The organism is Bacillus sp. 22-7 (assembly GCF_010628845.1).
GTDB lineage: Bacteria > Bacillota > Bacilli > Bacillales > Cytobacillaceae > Cytobacillus > Cytobacillus firmus_B.
Genome location: NZ_NJQY01000006.1, coordinates 274377 through 288793, shown reverse-complemented (window position 1 = coordinate 288793; position 14417 = coordinate 274377). Strand labels below are relative to the sequence as shown.

Sequence of the window (14417 nt, the reverse complement as noted above, 5' to 3'; positions counted from 1 at the left end):
ACTGCAATGATTAGTGAAAATGTTGTTCGTTTAGCGAAGAAGACAGATTTGGAAGAGATTATGGAGATTTATAATCAGGGAATAAAAGACCGCATCGCTACATTGGAAACAGAGGAAAAAGATCTTTCCTATATGGCAGACTGGTTTGAACAGCATCAGGGACGATTTAGTGTGCTTGCCGCAGAAAAAGGAGGTCAAGTAATCGGCTGGGCTTCTCTGAATCCGTACAGCAGCCGCTGTTCTTATAATGGAGTGGCAGATATCTCAGTCTATATCTCCAGGGAATTCAGGGGCAAGGGGGCAGGCGGTAAGCTGCTTTCTGCCCTCGAAAAGAAAGCAAGAGAAAACAAGTTCCATAAGCTGGTTTTATTTACTTTTCCATTTAATGGACTGGGACAGAGTCTGTATAAGAAATTGGGGTTTCGTGAAGTAGGGATATTTCAAAACCAGGGTGTTTTGGATGGAGAATTTGTTGATGTGATGGCTATGGAAAAACTACTTTAAATAGAAGTGCGGCTATTAGTTTAGCCGTTTTTTTGTCGGGTTTTTCTATATGTTCGGCGGGCTGCCAGATTAGGAAACTCAGATTTCCGGATTGTTAGTCCGAAGTTGGACAAAGTTCGGACAGGAACTCTAGGATTTCTTCCTTCCCTGTCCGAATGAATGGAGAGTGGCCATGAGTCGCTCCTCCCGTGAGCAGTCCCTGTCTGAAAGTGCATGGAGTAAGGCAGCCACACAAGTAAACTTCTCCTTTTTCAAAACAGGCAAACCAAACGAATACTGCTAAAATAAAAAGCAAAATATATGTAAAGTTATTGTAAATAAGAAAAAAACCATTTGCTTATATAAGCAAATCATTATATATTAATATATGCAAAGCGGAGGTGATGATATCATGATAGAATCCACAGTTGAAATCGGCAAGGCAGCATCCATTTTAAAATTATGCGGCGATAAAACACGGCTCACAATGGTGAAGCTATTAAATAATCATGATTGCTGTGTGTGTGAATTTGTGGAAATTTTTAAAATGAGCCAGCCAGCCATCAGCCAGCATCTTCGGAAACTAAAAGATGCAGGTGTGGTAAAGGAAAACAGGAGGGGTCAGTGGATTATTTATTCATTGAATCAGGAAAGTGAATATTACCAATTGGTTCAGACTGTGCTTGATCACCTTCCAAGCCAGGATTATTTATTAACAGAATTGGAAGAGCAGGGATTGCGAATTTCCTGTGAGTAAGAGGGGGGAATACATTGACTCAAATAATTTTAGCATCGGTGATTTTCTTAGTCACCCTCATATTAGTCATTTGGCAGCCAAAAGGTCTGTCCATCGGCTGGTCCGCATGCGGCGGAGCTATCCTTGCTTTAATAGCCGGTGTGGTGGATTTCAATAACGTCATAGAAGTTACATCCATTGTCTGGAATGCCACATTAACCTTTATTGCCATCATCATAATATCGCTTATTTTAGATGAAATCGGGTTTTTCGAATGGGCCGCTTTACATATGGCAAGAGCGGCAAAGGGCAGCGGAGTGAAGATGTTCATTTATGTTTCCATTTTGGGAGCGGTTGTCGCCGCATTCTTTGCGAATGATGGAGCGGCACTCATTCTCACGCCAATTGTCCTTGCGATGGTGCGGAACCTTCAATTTGAGGAAAAATTGGTTTTTCCGTTTATTATCGCAAGCGGATTTATTGCAGATACAACGTCACTGCCGTTGGTTGTCAGCAACCTGGTCAATATCGTCTCAGCTGACTTTTTTGGAATCGGCTTTGTGGAATACGCCTCCCGCATGATTATCCCGAACTTCTTTTCACTGGGTGCCAGCATTTTGGTTTTATTCTTATACTTTAGAAAAAGTATTCCAAAGAATTATGATTTATCTCATTTGAAAAAACCAGCCGAAGCAGTTAAAGACAGCAAAATGTTCCGATTGTCATGGCTCGTTTTAGGCATCTTATTAATAGGCTATTTTGCCAGTGAGTGGATTGGTGTCCCTGTTTCATTCATCGCAGGCATTGTAACAGTGTTCTTTCTGATCATGGCGCGAAGAAGCCCTGCCGTGAATACGCGCACGGTCATCAAAGGTGCACCATGGGCTATCGTTTTCTTTTCGATAGGCATGTATGTAGTGGTATACGGACTTCGAAACGCGGGTCTTACAAATGTATTGGCTGATTTAATTCAAATCACAGCTGACCAGGGACTATTTGCAGCAACGATCGGAATGGGATTCATTGCGGCCATCCTTTCTTCTGTCATGAACAATATGCCTACCGTGATGATTGACGCTTTGGCCATTGCGGAAACCGATACAAGCGGCATTATCCGTGAAGCCCTTATCTATGCGAACGTGATTGGGTCGGATTTAGGCCCAAAAATTACGCCGATTGGATCCCTCGCAACTTTGCTGTGGCTTCATGTATTGTCCCTGAAGGGAGTAAAAATCTCATGGGGAACGTACTTTAAAACAGGGATTATATTAACCGTTCCAACACTGTTCATCACATTAACCGGATTGTACATTTGGCTAATGATTATCTAAAAAAGGAGAATCTCAACATGACTAAAAAAACGATCTACTTCCTATGCACAGGCAACTCATGCCGCAGCCAGATGGCAGAAGGATGGGCAAAACAGCATTTAGGTGAAGAATGGAATGTTTATAGTGCAGGGATTGAAGCACATGGCTTGAATCCGAACGCTGTAAAAGCAATGAATGAAGCTGGAATTGACATCTCAAACCAGACTTCTGATATCATTGATCCGGAAATACTCAATAATGCAGATTTGGTTGTAACGCTTTGCGGCGATGCAGCTGATAAATGCCCGATGACACCTCCACATGTAAAGCGCGAGCATTGGGGATTTGATGACCCTGCGAAAGCAGAAGGAACAGAAGAAGAAAAATGGGCTTTCTTCCAGCGTGTACGGGATGAAATCGGCGGCCGAATTAAAACATTTGCCGAAACAGGAAAGTAAATAATATACTTAAAAACATTCAAAGGGAGGGAACAGATTTGAAAATTACAGACAATGCGCGTGACGAATTGAAAAAAATGCTGGAAGAACAAAATGCCAGCAGCGTCCGCATCTTTTTTGACGGCTATGGCTGAGGACAGCCAAGAATAGGACTGGCTCTGGATGAGCCGGAATCAGATGATTTTATTGTCACAATCAATGAAATCAAAGTAGCAATCGATCCGATTATTGAACCAAACACCGAGGATCTTGTATTAGAGCGAAGCGGAAACGGAAGCGGGATCTCGATGATCGGGAATACTGGAAGATGCTGTTAGGAAAGGGCCTTTTGGGCCCTTTTTTATTTTGTTCAAGTCCATGCTCCTAAAAAAATCATTCACATACATTATGGTATCTGGCATGGAGAGGTGAATGTTGTTGTATTATTCTTATCCTTACGGGCATCACTTTAGCAGAGGACATGTGAATCATCAGGCTTTTCCAAATACCAGCAGACAGAGAGCAGGCTTTTCCAAAGAAGAGGCCGCAGCCATTGCACTGCTATTGGGAATTGATTTTACGAAAACCCAGTTTGATCTGAATGAATTCTGGATGGGTGTTAATACAGAACTGGAACATGGAAAACGATCAAGCCAAACCAATGTTACTGGAGATGACCCGCTTCTTACAGGGAAAATTGCCCTGGCGCATCTTAACGAGTTTCCTGACTATTACAAGAGATTAAAAGTTTTGGAAGCGGAAGCTAAAGCCTATTGGAATTCATTGCAGCAAGGCTGACTAAAGAAAAGCGCAAGCGCCTTGGTCACCCCCAACACCTCGAGGGGGTAGGCTGCTTTCGCTGGACAGTTCTCAAAGTTAAAATTTCTCCTTTCTTATCATTTTAAAAAAGCAATGCAGACTCCAAAAGAGGACTGCATTGCTTTTATAACTTACTGTTCCGAAGTTTTTTCATTTAAAAAGGTAATTGCCACAAAGAGTGCAAAGGCCAGCAGCAGCAGGGTTCCTCCGACAATAAAGAAGACCAGAACAAAGGTATCTCCTAAATTAAACGGATTTAAAGTATACATCCACATGCCGATTGTCAGACCAAGTGCTCCTGCCATTCCAAGGATGCTGTGAATGGATACGAGCTTTTTATATTTTACGCGGTAGACTTTATAAAAGATTCCCCAGGCAAAGACGGAAAGCCATCCTACCAGCAGGATGTGAGCATGAATGGGCCTTAACGAATAATCCATCTGCCCGGACATATGCGAACCAAGATAGGTTCCAATAATGCCAAAGATAGCTGCAAACCTTATTAATCTAATACTCCATTTTTGTTCCATAATGTTTATTCCTCCCGTTGTTTCTCCCTGAAAAATGTAATGGTAAAGGTGGTGCCTTCGCCAGCCTTGCTGTCTGCCTTTATTTCCCCATTATGCAGCTCAATGATTTGTTTTACAATCGATAGCCCGAGTCCTGTGCCATCTTTTTTCCTGGCCGAGTCCACCCGGTAAAAGCGCTCGAAAATCTGGCTGATCGCATCCTCTGATATTCCAATTCCGGTATCTTTAAAAACAGCTTCAATCGCTGTTTGGGTTTGATACAGGCTGATCAGAATGCTGCCGCCATGCGAGTTATATTTTATCGCATTCGTCAGCAGATTGTCCCAGATATTTACTAATAGCTCGGGGTCCCCCTTTAATGTGACGGGCGCGAGCTTGTACGAAACCTCAATTTCTTTTTCCTCCAGCCGCCATTGATGCCTGCGGATGGTTTCCTTAATCTGATCGTCCAGTTTCACCTCCGAGAGCTTCATCGGATAGGAATTCTGGTCAAGGGAAGTCAATAGCAGAAGCTGTTTGGTCAGATTGGACAGCCGCTTGGACTCCTGGTCGATAATCTGCACGTATTCGAAATGTTCTCCATCTGACAGTTTCTGTGTCTGCAGAAGCTCCGCATACCCCTGAATATTCATGAGAGGGGACTGAAAGTCATGGGACACATTGTTGATGAATGATTTGCGGGCCTCATCATTGTGCTGCAGCTGAGCCTGCATGCGGCTGAAGCTTTCCGCGAGCTGTCCGATTTCATCCCGTCGCTCAATATTCAATGGGAAGTTGAAATTCTCACGGGTAATTTCCCTGGTCGCTTCCGTTAGCTTCGTGATCGGCTTGATCAGGTGCTTGGCGAACCAGATCACCCCGGTGATGCTGACAACGGCAATGGCGACAAAGAACCACGCGAAGATCATGTGAATGTCCGAGAAAAGCAGCTTATTATCCGGCCGGAGAAAAAGCCCGTAATTCTGATTGTCCATGGTAAAAGGGACGCCGACCGTATTTTCAAGGTCGTTTGAAAAATGACCCATCATCAGAAATTGGCCGGCGAAGCTATCCATCCCATGATAGACCTTCTGATCAGTCAGTACCTTTTCAGCTTCTTCAGGCAGCTCTGTCTTATTGAAAGGCTGCCCGAAGAATTCTCCATCTCCGGATTCACTCACGATATAGAGCTGATAGCCGAGCTTGCTCATCGAATTTAAGTACGTTTTATAAGTGGAGCCGGAGGAATGCATATGTTCAAGGCCATTCGCAATTTCCTCTGCAATCACTACATTGTGTCTGTCGATTTTCCCTTTTGTCGAAGCCATATAGACCCAGTTGGTTAAAAAGAAGGAAAGCAGGATACTTATGGCTAAAATCACAAGTGTGGCTGCAATGAATTTCCGGTAGAGCGACTTCATTTGGTTTCCTCAAGCTTATACCCGATGCCGCGAATAGTCTGAATCTCAACGGTTGCCCCGTATTTTTTCAACCGGTCGCGAATTCGGTTGATGTGGGTATTTAAAGTTTGTTCGCTGCCCTCATAATCGGCTCCCCAAGCCTGTTCAATCAATGCGGCCCTCTGTGTTATTTTATTTTTGCGGGCCGAAAGCAGGCTTAGGAGCTCAAATTCCTTTAATGGAAAAAGGATGGTCTCCTGATTGATTTCCACTTCAAAGCTTTTTCTGTCAATGGTCAGATTACCGGCCTTAACGACTGTTTCCATCGCCCGCTCGGCTCTTCTTAACACCACGGCTACCCGGAAAAGGAGCTCTTTCACTTCAAACGGTTTGACAATATAATCTTCAGATCCGGATAGGAAGCCCTGTTCTTTATCACTGAGCTGCCCTTTTGCCGTCAGAAGAATAACAGGGATTCCGAAGTCGTCAGTCAAAATCCTGGTGAGTTCGAATCCATTCATGCCAGGCATCATGACATCGACAACAGCTAAATCTGCCGTCTGCTCTTCCAGCAGCGCCAATGCTTCTTGAGCATTGTTCGCACGCAGCACCTGATAGCCTTCATGATTTAGATGAATCGTTACGAGTTTCTGTATATGCACATCATCATCTACGACTAGTATTTTCATAGCAGGGCCTCCTTAAAGGGAATAGGGAGGGACCCTCACTCTATTCCGAAATGTTTTGCCGAAAAGTTTCCTTATCTTTTTCAAAGAATAAGATTAATGCCGGAAGCAGCATCCCTCTCACTAGGAAGGTATCAATCAATATTCCCATCGCAACGATGAAGCCGAAGACGAATAAGTCCGCGATTGGCATGGTCATCAGGGCGGCAAAGGTAGCAGCCAGAATGAGGCCTGCCGAAGAAATAACGCCGCCGGTATTGCGGATGGAAATTTCAAGAGCGTCCTTCACTCGATGTTTCTTCCTTTCCTCCATAAAACGCGAAACCAGGATGATGTTATAATCAATCCCCAATGCGACTAGGAAAATAAATGAATAGACTGGAACTCGGGAGCTGATGGCATCAAAGCCGAATAATACATCAACCAGGAATATCCCTAGCCCTAAAGCCGAGACAAATGAGAGCAAAATAGTTGCCATCATGTAGATCGGCATCCTGATGGATTTCGTTAGCGCAAATAACAATGCAAGTATCAGGACCGTTTCAAGCAGGACAATTTTCATTATATCATCGCTGTTGACATCCTGTTCGTCCACTATTTTCGGAGTGACCCCGCTATAGTAGGACTCAGCTTCCACACCGATTTCTTCTAATAACTCTGGTGTGTCGTCACGCAGATCTTTCATAAAGGATATGGCTTCATTTGAATATGGATTGATGGATAATGCCACACTCATTATTGCCGCCTTGCCGTCTTCGGATAGGGCAGACAGGCGGACAGAGGCAACTTCCTCATATTCCTGCAGCTTTTCACTTATCGCTGCTGTATCGTTTTCAGCCAGCTTCTGATCGCTGACAACCAGAAGTGTCGAAGGAGCCAGCTCGCCTTTGTCATATCTTGCTTCGACTATTTCATAGCCAACCCGCGATGGCAGGTCTTCCGGGAATTTCTTGACGGTGTCGAATTCATAATCAAGGCTGAAAATATTAAACGCTGTGATCAGCATGAAAATGCCGACAATTCCGCCTGAGAGGCCGGGCTTGTTCACAACGAATCTGGCAATGGGTCCCCAGACACTATGTTTAACTTCTGTTTCAGCACCGTATTTAGGAACCTTCGGCCAAAACGCCTTGCGTCCAAACAGGGTGAATAGAGCTGGAACCAGTGTAACTGACGCGAGCATGATAAAAAACATCGCCGTTCCAAAAATCGGTGCAAAGTTCTGATAATCGCGGAAATCAGCGAAGAACAGAACCAGCATGGCAGCAAGTACCGTTCCGCCCGCAAAGAAAACAGGCTCGCCGGTTGCCCGCATGGCATGTTTTATGGCTTCGTATTTGTTTTCGAAATGATTGAGCTCCTCGCGGTAACGGGAGAAAACAAATAAAGAATAATCTATCACGGCAGCAAACAGCAAGATGCTCATGATAGAGGTCGTCTGGTTATTGATCTCAAGTCCGCCGGCACCCATTAAAGCAACACTCTGGTTCACGACCTGGTAGACGATTACCGTTGCCAGAAGTGGAATGATAGCTAGCAATGGTGAACGGTAAATGGCTATAAGCAGTACAAGAATGATGACAACGGTGGCAATCAGGAGAACAAAGTCCGCCTGTTCGAACAGCTTGACTGTATCTCCGGCAATACCGGCTGGACCCGTGATATAAAAGGAAGTGCTTTCGAGATCCTCCGCAATTTTATTGCCTGCTTTTGACGCATGATCATTGATCTCGGCATACTGATCATTGCCAAGTCCCTGTTCAAGCTCCATCGGCACAATTAACGTGGACTTGTCCTCAGAAATGAAAGAACCGAGGGCTTGCGGCGGAAGCTTGCTGATATCGATAATCGTCTTGACTCCATCGATGTCTTCTTTCATGATTCCTTCCAGAATCTGTTTAGCTTCGTCGATTTCAACCTCGCCATTTTCATTATGGAAAACCAGGATGCCCGGAGTTCCTTGTTTGTTTGGAAAATATTCTTCTGTTTTATTCTGGGCAATTATGGATTTCGCGTCATCAGGAAGCGACTGGAAATTATTTGTTTTATAATCTCCAAGCATCGGACCTGCACTTAAGCCGATCATCAGCACAAGCCAGCCGATAATCGTAATCCACATTCCCCGTTTGGTGGAAACCCAATCTGTAACCCCATGCAGCAGTTTTTTCACATAAATGCCTCCTAAAACTAATTTCAAGGATTATCTTACAAAATGAAAATAAACTTTATATCAACTTTCGTTTACAGTTTCATCAAATACAATGCTAAATGACTCTGAAAGATGTATGAAAAGATCCTTCTTGATGGAAAATACCAATAATGGTTTTTTCAGATAAAGCTGGGGTGGATTTATGCCATATACATACAAGAATCAAAAAGCGGTTCCTAAGCTTGCGTATTTAAGTATTTTTGGAACCTCACAAATTCATTTGAGAAATCCCTATGTAGTTGCTATGTGGTCTGCAGTATTTCCGGGCTACGGTCATCTGCTGTTAAATAAATATCTTAGGGGCTTTTCCCTGGTTATTTGGGAATTATTTATAAACCAAATGATTCATTTGAATTCAGCCATGGTTTATAGCTTCATCGGAGATATTCAAAAAGCAAAAGATGTAATAGATATCAGATACATGCATTTGTATATTCCTGTATATATTTTCGCCATCTGGGATAGTTACCGGACAACTGTAGACATGAATAAAATTTTTCTTCTGAACGAAAAAGACGCAAGCACCATAGAGAGATTAGTGATAAAACCATTCGAGATCAATTACCTGGATAAGAGAGACCCCATAGCCGCTATTTTATGGTCGTTGACCATCCCAAGCCTTGGCCAATTATACATTCATAGAATCTTTGGCGCCTTTTTTACATTGGTTATGACGGTTGTACTTGTCCATTTTTCTCATTTTATCGAAGCATTCCATTACCTCCTAATAGGAGAACTTAAGAAATCATCTCAAGTTTTAAATGCACAGTGGCTGCTTTATTTGCCATCATTTTATTTTTTTACACTTTATGATACCTATATGAACGTTGTTGAAAACAATAAATTATATGATACCGAGCAGAAGAAGTTCTTAAGAAAGTATTATCAAACAAATTCATTTCATTTACAGAAAGGCATTAAGGTGAAGTAAATGCAGGTATTTGCAACATTTGACCATTCACCCTATCTTGAACTTGCAATCAGGAAGCTGGAACAGCAGGGGATAACTGACATATATTCGGTCCCACTGGATAACCGGACGGAGGATCCGGGGATGTTTGACACAATTCACAAGTCAGATGGAGTATCACTTATAAATAAAGGGATGGTACTGGCGGTAATGTTCTCAGTTGTTGGAGCCAGCAGAGGATTTATATTGGAATGGGGACCAATTTATTGGGGATTGATTGGGGCTGCGGTTGGATTTCTGCTTGGCTTTGCAATTGATTTCACACTTATTAAGCTAAGAACTAGAAATAAGCGGCTGTTAAAAGGAGTAAAGTCTGAGGTTATTTTGATTATTGGCTGCCATGAAGAAGAAGGAAAACAGGTTGAAGCAATCCTCTGGGAGCATTTTGCAAACGGAGTCGCCAGAGTAAATTAACGATCCTTTTAGGAGGGAAGTGAAATGAATAGATTTCCTACTGCACCAGCATTGTTGGTTTTGGACATGCAAAAGGGATTTGACGACCCATACTGGGGGAAGCGGAACAATCCCCAGGCTGAAAACAATGCGTTTCGCCTGCTGACAGAATGGAGGAAGCGGAAGTGGCCTATTTTCTTTTCAAAGCATTTGTCGCTTGACCCGCAATCGCCTCTTTATCACAAAAATGAAGCGGGAATCCAATTTAAGGACCTGCTGGCTCCAAAATCAGGGGAACAGGTTTTCACAAAGAATGTGAACAGTGCCTTCATCGGCACAGAACTTGAAATCCAATTGCGGCAGCAGCAGATTGAATCAGTTGTCATCACAGGCCTGTCAACACAGCATTGTGTGTCAACTACAACGCGAATGAGCGCTAATTTAGGGTTTATTACTTATTTGGTGTCAGATGCGGTTGCCGCTTTTGACATCACTGATCATAAGGGAGTTGTCCATTCGGCGAAAACAGTGCAGGAATTGGAGCTGGCGGCATTGCATAAAGAATTTGCAGTGATTGTGACTTCCGATGAAGTGATAAACCAGTTAAGCAGCAGAACATTTTAGAGCAGGCTGCATTCAGGCCTGCTTCCGGGCAAAGGGATTACGGCTCTCTATTTTTTAAAAGATGTCTATATGGAAAGGTGTGGTTTGGATATGCCGGTTAATGAAACGATTCTGCGTGTAACCATCTCGTTTATGGTGTTATTTATGCTGGCAAGGCTAATGGGCCGGAAGGAAATTGGGCAAATGACCTTTTTTAATTGGGCTTCAGCCATCGGAATCGGGTCTATTGCCGGAAACCTTGTCGTGGATGACAGGACCCCCATTAAGGATGGAGTAATCGCACTAATTGTTTGGACGGCTTACACCATCGCATTGGATATCATCGACCTCAAATCAAAACAGGGAAGGTCAGTTACAACAGGTGACCCATTGATTGTCATAAAAGAAGGCAAGATTATGGAAGCCGCTCTTAAAGCAGCAAGGGTGGACCTGGATGAGCTTCAGGCGTTATTAAGGCAGAAGGATATATTCTCCTTTAAGGATGTCGATTGCGCCATCCTGGAGTCAAACGGAGATCTGTCTGTTTTGAAAAAAGAAAGTCAGCAGCCAGTTACGAAAATGGATTTAAACATTCAGAGCATAAAAAATGTTCTCTTTCCATTACCTACGGATGTTATTTCCGATGGAAAGGTCAATTCAGAAAATCTGTCTAAATTACATTTAGAAAAAGGCTGGCTTGAAAGGGAACTGCAAAAAGCAAATATCAGTTCAGCAGAAGATGTATTTTTTGCACAAGTCCAGCAGGACGGTACGTTATATATCGATAGAAAAACCAAATAGAGAACAGAAGCGGTTTCTGTCCTCCTATTTATTCTTGAACGTCCCCAGCAGGCGATGAAAGGGGCATTTGGAAATCGCGGTGTCATCATCCCGAAGAAAATATTGTTTCCATTCTAAATTATCTTCGTTGCCATAACTGTTCAGATCAGGATGGATGCTGATAGTATCATAATTGAGCAGCCTTTTGCGAACCTGATTTTTAATGCGGGATGCTAACGTCTCTTTCTTCATGAACTCCTGCAGAACCCATCTCGGCGTGATGGCAAGCATCATTGTATCAAAATGGCGGCTCTGCCGATTTTTATGCGCAGGGGTTGCACAATACATAAAATATTTTTCCCCATGAAAGCAGAACTCCCAAAGCGGATCGTGCGGGTCTTTAGGGATTCCGTTTGGCCACTCCACCTCATCTATCTCAGACAGCCCCGTCAGCTGATCCCAAAAAAGCTGCTCATACTCCTCCACTCTCAAATGATCCTTATGTTTATAAAAAATGATCAGTGAAGTGTAGCTTCCGTAATTTCTTGAGTGCTTTGTGAATTCCTTCAGGATGGATGCTGTCTGCTGAATGGAGGACGGATTTCCTGGATCGTCCGAAAATCCATAACGAAGCTGATTGTTGGCAAACCCGATGGTTGCAGGGATGCAGGGGAAGGGTTTTTCTTTGTCGGTCATCTTTTTCTGAAATTTATCTAAGGCATTCAGCTGCCAATCTTCTAAACTCTGCAGGCTGGAGGAGCTGGCAGTATATAAATGGCTGATCTTGGTCACCCCCCTCTAACTCCTATACTATATTCAAAGTGGGATAAGGCGGGTGAGTGTCCATGGTGAAAATGGGCGGACAGAGGTGGGGGCAGGGATTTGCGGATTGAATTGGTGAAAGGGAGGATATTGGTGGTCATGACTACGAATACAGGCGGAGAGTAGAAGAAATGTAGTCATGTCGGGTTTACGGTGACAAAAAATCAGATGAGGGTTGGAAAATGGCAGTTAATGATAAGGAATAACGCTGAAAAACCGGAGTTAAAGAGAAGGAATAACTCCAAATACTCTTCCTATAGAAAAAGGGGCAGGTAATCACAAAAAGTCCATAAAATTTTAAATCAAAGGTTTATTCTAAAAAACAACCGGGTAATGTAATGTGTTTAGGACGAAGCGGACTCAGTGTTAAAGGATTAAATCCAGGTGCTATAGGGGGAGAACATGAATAATCAGATGCTTCTTTTAGGGGAAAAGATTTTAAAAGAGAAGGACACAATAGCGAAAAAACTGCATAAGGATCGAATGAGCGACGTCGAGATGACTAAAACAGAAAGATCACAGGCAGAGAAAATGGAAGCGCACATTGTTCAGATTCGTGCTGAGTTTATTGAATTGTTCGGTGAAGCATTGCTGAATCATGAGAACAAAGATGAAGCAATGGAAAAGATTGAAAAATGGTGCAAGGAGACAGGCAAGTATTTCTTTAAGCTCGGAATCCCTTTGGATGAAGCTTTAAAGGATGCGGGATATTACCGAAAATATATCTGGAATGAACTTGAAAAAACGATGATGGAGCATAAAATGACAGCATCAGAGGTTATAAAGGTTGTCTATTTGATAGACCCCCTTCTGGATCATTCCATTCATTGTTTTAGCATGGCTTATGTTCAATACCATCAGTTAACCCTCGAGAATGCAAAGCAGGCTTTCCTTGAGCTATCTGTCCCGGTTGTTCCCCTTTCAAAAGGGGTGGGCATCCTTCCGTTAATTGGAAATATAGATACAGGAAGAGCCCGGCTGTTAATGGAAGAAACATTAAAACAATCTGCACACCTAAAGCTGTCTCATTTAATATTAGACCTTTCCGGTGTCATGATTGTCGATACCATGGTGGCAGATCAGCTGTTTAAAGTAATTGAAGCCTTATCGCTTGCCGGCGTTAAGACCATCATTACAGGAATCCGCCCGGAAGTGGCACAGACGATTGTTACGCTCGGCATTAATCTGAATGGCATTCAGGTAAGAGCAAATGTGTATCAGGCATTTGAAGAACTGCATGGGTAAAATTGAACATAGCAGAGGAATTCAGATTTGAATTTCCTCTGCCTTTTTTGTTTTAAACCTTTCTACAGTGGTCATCAATTCAATTTTTCCGCACATGAACCGTGTTAATTTTCCCAACCGTGAATACAATGAATCAAACAGCACTTCAATGAATATTGAGGGGTGATGACATCATGTTTTCGGTAACGGGAATGCAGGGTTTTGAAATCTTTTCGCTTATGCATCTGGTTACGTTGTTTCTTTTCTTTTTTACGGCCTGGTGGCTGGTGTATTACAGGCAGGCGCTCAGGGCGTATCAGAAAATCATTAAATGGACGCTGTTTTTTACGTTGCTTGCCTGTGAAGTGACGTATCATGTATGGCTGGTCCTGACAAATCAGTGGGATTTGTCAAATCTGCCGCTGCAGTTATGTTCCTTGAGCACTTTTATTGCCCTTTTCCTATTTTTAAAGCCTAATGAAAAAGCTTTTTGGCTGCTTTATTTTATTGGTACAATTCCTCCCATTTTAAGCATGGTGACACCTGATATGGTTTACCAATTTCCTCATTACCGCTACATCAAATACTTTCTTCATCATTCAGCTATTCCATTGGCCGTACTATATTTTATTTTGTTTGAAGGATACAGGGTGCCGAAAAAAGCGGTGCTGACCGGCTTTTTAACACTCAATGTGATTGCGGTGCCAGTCTTCTTTTTAAATCTGCTGCTGGGGACAAATTTCTTCTATTTGGCGAGCCCGACAGAAACCAAAACCCTGCTGTCATTTTTCGGGAATGGAGTCTGGTATTATGTAACACTTGAAGCAGCTGCGTTAGTTGTCTTTTTTATCACTTATTTCCCGATGCATTATTTGCAGAGAGCCGAACAAAAAAGAGTTCGGGACAATTAAAAGCCGTAATCCTGCTTGACGGCAGGATTACGGTATTTTTTTATCGCAGTCTAACGGGCAGTAAGACCCCCACTTCAAGACTCAGAGGAATCAAAGGAGGATAAGCGGGGGTCAAACTGCCCGTA

Annotated in this window: 16 protein-coding genes; 11 read left to right on the top strand and 5 right to left on the bottom strand. The window is 43.0% G+C overall.

What is annotated here, in order from left to right; translation table 11 throughout:
- Positions 1-6: 6 nt before the first annotated feature.
- From CE058_RS05245 to CE058_RS05225, 5 genes are all read left to right on the top strand, one after another.
- Entirely contained in the window at positions 7-504 is a 498-nt protein-coding gene (locus CE058_RS05245) for an arsinothricin resistance N-acetyltransferase ArsN1 family A (RefSeq protein ID WP_163140780.1), read from the top strand.
- 391 nt (positions 505-895) lie between these two features.
- The gene (locus tag CE058_RS05240) at positions 896-1240 is read left to right on the top strand and encodes an ArsR/SmtB family transcription factor (RefSeq protein ID WP_048011475.1); all 345 of its coding nucleotides are present in this window, start codon (positions 896-898) and stop codon (positions 1238-1240) included.
- A 14-nt stretch (positions 1241-1254) separates the two neighbouring features.
- Positions 1255-2550, top strand: coding sequence for an arsenic transporter (locus CE058_RS05235; protein WP_163140777.1), 1296 nt, complete (start codon positions 1255-1257; stop codon positions 2548-2550).
- A 17-nt stretch (positions 2551-2567) separates the two neighbouring features.
- Positions 2568-2987: an arsenate reductase (thioredoxin) gene (gene arsC, locus CE058_RS05230; protein ID WP_048011477.1), complete on the top strand. Its 420-nt coding sequence runs from the start codon at positions 2568-2570 to the stop codon at positions 2985-2987.
- Positions 2988-3398: 411 nt separating this feature from the next.
- Positions 3399-3764 carry a DUF5661 family protein gene (locus tag CE058_RS05225; protein WP_227887884.1) on the top strand — a complete coding sequence of 122 codons (366 nt, stop codon included), beginning with the start codon at positions 3399-3401 and terminating at the stop codon, positions 3762-3764.
- 152 nt (positions 3765-3916) lie between these two features.
- Here CE058_RS05225 and CE058_RS05220 read toward each other — a convergent pair whose 3' ends face one another.
- Genes CE058_RS05220 through CE058_RS05205 form a run of 4 tightly spaced genes read right to left on the bottom strand, consistent with a single transcriptional unit; the run spans position 3917 to position 8550 of the window.
- Positions 3917-4315, bottom strand: coding sequence for a hypothetical protein (locus tag CE058_RS05220; RefSeq protein WP_163140774.1), 399 nt, complete (start codon positions 4313-4315; stop codon positions 3917-3919).
- Positions 4316-4320: 5 nt separating this feature from the next.
- Positions 4321-5715 carry a sensor histidine kinase gene (locus tag CE058_RS05215; protein ID WP_163140772.1) on the bottom strand — a complete coding sequence of 465 codons (1395 nt, stop codon included), beginning with the start codon at positions 5713-5715 and terminating at the stop codon, positions 4321-4323.
- The gene (locus CE058_RS05210; RefSeq protein ID WP_048011480.1) at positions 5712-6383 is read right to left on the bottom strand and encodes a response regulator transcription factor; all 672 of its coding nucleotides are present in this window, start codon (positions 6381-6383) and stop codon (positions 5712-5714) included. The genes CE058_RS05215 and CE058_RS05210 overlap by 4 nt, the downstream gene beginning before the upstream one ends.
- Positions 6384-6423: 40 nt before the next feature.
- Entirely contained in the window at positions 6424-8550 is a 2127-nt protein-coding gene (locus CE058_RS05205; protein WP_163140769.1) for an MMPL family transporter, read from the bottom strand.
- A gap of 181 nt (positions 8551-8731) precedes the next feature.
- On the opposite strand from CE058_RS05205, the gene CE058_RS05200 reads away from it, so the two are divergent.
- From CE058_RS05200 to CE058_RS05185, 4 genes are all read left to right on the top strand, one after another.
- Complete coding sequence (locus tag CE058_RS05200; RefSeq protein ID WP_163140767.1) at positions 8732-9520, top strand: hypothetical protein; 789 nt, start codon at positions 8732-8734, stop codon at positions 9518-9520.
- Positions 9521-9973 (top strand): hypothetical protein, encoded by a 453-nt coding sequence (locus tag CE058_RS05195; protein ID WP_163140764.1) that lies wholly within the window; start codon positions 9521-9523, stop codon positions 9971-9973. It abuts the gene before it with no gap.
- 24 nt (positions 9974-9997) lie between these two features.
- Positions 9998-10576: a cysteine hydrolase family protein gene (locus CE058_RS05190; protein ID WP_163140761.1), complete on the top strand. Its 579-nt coding sequence runs from the start codon at positions 9998-10000 to the stop codon at positions 10574-10576.
- A gap of 90 nt (positions 10577-10666) precedes the next feature.
- Positions 10667-11356 (top strand): YetF domain-containing protein, encoded by a 690-nt coding sequence (locus CE058_RS05185; RefSeq protein WP_163140758.1) that lies wholly within the window; start codon positions 10667-10669, stop codon positions 11354-11356.
- Positions 11357-11380: 24 nt separating this feature from the next.
- Here CE058_RS05185 and CE058_RS05180 read toward each other — a convergent pair whose 3' ends face one another.
- Positions 11381-12118 carry a YqcI/YcgG family protein gene (locus CE058_RS05180; protein ID WP_483297533.1) on the bottom strand — a complete coding sequence of 246 codons (738 nt, stop codon included), beginning with the start codon at positions 12116-12118 and terminating at the stop codon, positions 11381-11383.
- Positions 12119-12559: 441 nt separating this feature from the next.
- Between CE058_RS05180 and CE058_RS05175 the strand changes: the two genes are divergently transcribed.
- Both CE058_RS05175 and CE058_RS05170 read left to right on the top strand, forming a co-directional pair.
- Complete coding sequence (locus CE058_RS05175) at positions 12560-13402, top strand: STAS domain-containing protein (RefSeq protein ID WP_163140752.1); 843 nt, start codon at positions 12560-12562, stop codon at positions 13400-13402.
- A gap of 173 nt (positions 13403-13575) precedes the next feature.
- Positions 13576-14292 carry a YwaF family protein gene (locus CE058_RS05170; RefSeq protein ID WP_163140749.1) on the top strand — a complete coding sequence of 239 codons (717 nt, stop codon included), beginning with the start codon at positions 13576-13578 and terminating at the stop codon, positions 14290-14292.
- The last annotated feature ends 125 nt before the right edge of the window (positions 14293-14417 follow it).

Excerpts from the sequence above, each read along its gene's own strand:
- CE058_RS05245 (WP_163140780.1), top strand. The coding sequence starts at position 7 with ATGATTAGTGAAAATGTTGTTCGTTTAGCGAAGAAGACAGATTTGGAA.
- CE058_RS05240 (WP_048011475.1), top strand. The coding sequence starts at position 896 with ATGATAGAATCCACAGTTGAAATCGGCAAGGCAGCATCCATTTTAAAA.
- arsC (WP_048011477.1), top strand. The coding sequence starts at position 2,568 with ATGACTAAAAAAACGATCTACTTCCTATGCACAGGCAACTCATGCCGC.
- CE058_RS05225 (WP_227887884.1), top strand. The coding sequence starts at position 3,399 with ATGTTGTTGTATTATTCTTATCCTTACGGGCATCACTTTAGCAGAGGA.
- CE058_RS05220 (WP_163140774.1), bottom strand. The coding sequence starts at position 4,315 with ATGGAACAAAAATGGAGTATTAGATTAATAAGGTTTGCAGCTATCTTT.
- CE058_RS05215 (WP_163140772.1), bottom strand. The coding sequence starts at position 5,715 with ATGAAGTCGCTCTACCGGAAATTCATTGCAGCCACACTTGTGATTTTA.
- CE058_RS05210 (WP_048011480.1), bottom strand. The coding sequence starts at position 6,383 with ATGAAAATACTAGTCGTAGATGATGATGTGCATATACAGAAACTCGTA.
- CE058_RS05200 (WP_163140767.1), top strand. The coding sequence starts at position 8,732 with ATGCCATATACATACAAGAATCAAAAAGCGGTTCCTAAGCTTGCGTAT.
- CE058_RS05195 (WP_163140764.1), top strand. The coding sequence starts at position 9,521 with ATGCAGGTATTTGCAACATTTGACCATTCACCCTATCTTGAACTTGCA.
- CE058_RS05190 (WP_163140761.1), top strand. The coding sequence starts at position 9,998 with ATGAATAGATTTCCTACTGCACCAGCATTGTTGGTTTTGGACATGCAA.
- CE058_RS05185 (WP_163140758.1), top strand. The coding sequence starts at position 10,667 with ATGCCGGTTAATGAAACGATTCTGCGTGTAACCATCTCGTTTATGGTG.
- CE058_RS05175 (WP_163140752.1), top strand. The coding sequence starts at position 12,560 with ATGAATAATCAGATGCTTCTTTTAGGGGAAAAGATTTTAAAAGAGAAG.
- CE058_RS05170 (WP_163140749.1), top strand. The coding sequence starts at position 13,576 with ATGTTTTCGGTAACGGGAATGCAGGGTTTTGAAATCTTTTCGCTTATG.